Genomic DNA, 1,159 nt, shown 5'->3' with positions numbered 1-1,159 from the left:
ATGTAGATGATGGTGCAGAAAACATTAGTGCGACGGAGGCACTCCTTCATCTCTGGCAATGTAAACTGACGGGCATTCAAATCGCTAATGATGCGATTGAGTATAGCGAGCAGCACTCCGCGCCCGACGCCCTACTCATGGATTTTCAACTTAACGATGAGCACTTTAACGGCCTGACCCTTGCAGAAACTCTGAGAGACATCTGGGGTGAGGATTTGCCTGTATGTATCATCTCGGCCGCGCCCGACCCAGATCTCCCTATAAATGCGCGACAGCGCGGTTTTGATTTTTTAAGTAAACCAGTCAAACCGGCAAAACTCAGAGCTTGGCTTACGCATATTCACGAACATTAAGCCCCCCGCTGGGGCATTAATGAACCGAGGCGGAATCCACAAATGTATTTCTGTCTCAATCACACAACCTTATTAAGATAAGAACGCCAAACAAAGCAAAAACGCGTAATTCGACTAAAGTAATGCACATTACTTTGTGAGGATTACTCTGTGCAGAAGTTCGCGTTTGTTTTCAAAAGCCGCTTGTTACGACCAGTGCTATTTTTATTGCTTGCCGCCGGCATTGTGCAGGTTTTAGCGAGTGCATGGCTAATCAGCTATCAGGCATCAGAGCTGGAAGCAGAAGCAAGATCGCATCTAGACACCTCGTTTGAAAAACAGGCCATCGCGCAAGAGACTGTACGAGAAGAACTCTTGGGCGCACTGGATACGATGAAGCGCGAAAGTCGGCAACAAATGGGTGAGCAGCTTGCGCAACAATTGGAAACCCAGTCGACAGCCATAGGTGATAAGCGTCGCGCACTTTTAGTCAACAATATCTCGATGATGGCCAATTTGGTTGGCGAACTTTCCGCGCCGTTGATTTGGGATCAGAACATCCCAAGACTCACCGAAATCGTCGAGCTGATGGATGCCCAGGAAAGTATCGTGTTAGCGGTGTTTTTTGACCAATACGAGGAGAGAATGACCCGCTACGTCGATAGACGCGACCCATTCGTAAAACAGCTCATTAGCGAAGGGAGTGGCCGCGGCTCTGTCAATAAAGCGCTTGATGCTGCTCAAAAGAACGAGCGCGTCATACTGGTGAAATCGCCCATCGCCCCGAAAGGCTCCGTCATAGGGCAGCTTTGGATTGGTATCGATGC

General features: G+C 48.9%; 1 protein-coding gene and 1 pseudogene. Both read left to right on the top strand.

All coding sequences use genetic code 11. The annotated features are described in order from the left end of the window. On the top strand, positions 1-353 hold a 353-nt coding region (locus A3750_RS17015), incomplete at its 5' end, for a response regulator (protein WP_156498675.1). Positions 354-503: 150 nt separating this feature from the next. After that, positions 504-1,159: pseudogene (locus tag A3750_RS17010) on the top strand (hypothetical protein); the annotation flags it as partial.

The sequence above is a fragment of the Oleiphilus sp. HI0079 genome, assembly GCF_001635105.1.
The sequence above is the reverse complement of the archived record's forward strand: the minus strand, read 5'-3'. Positions and strand labels throughout refer to the sequence as shown.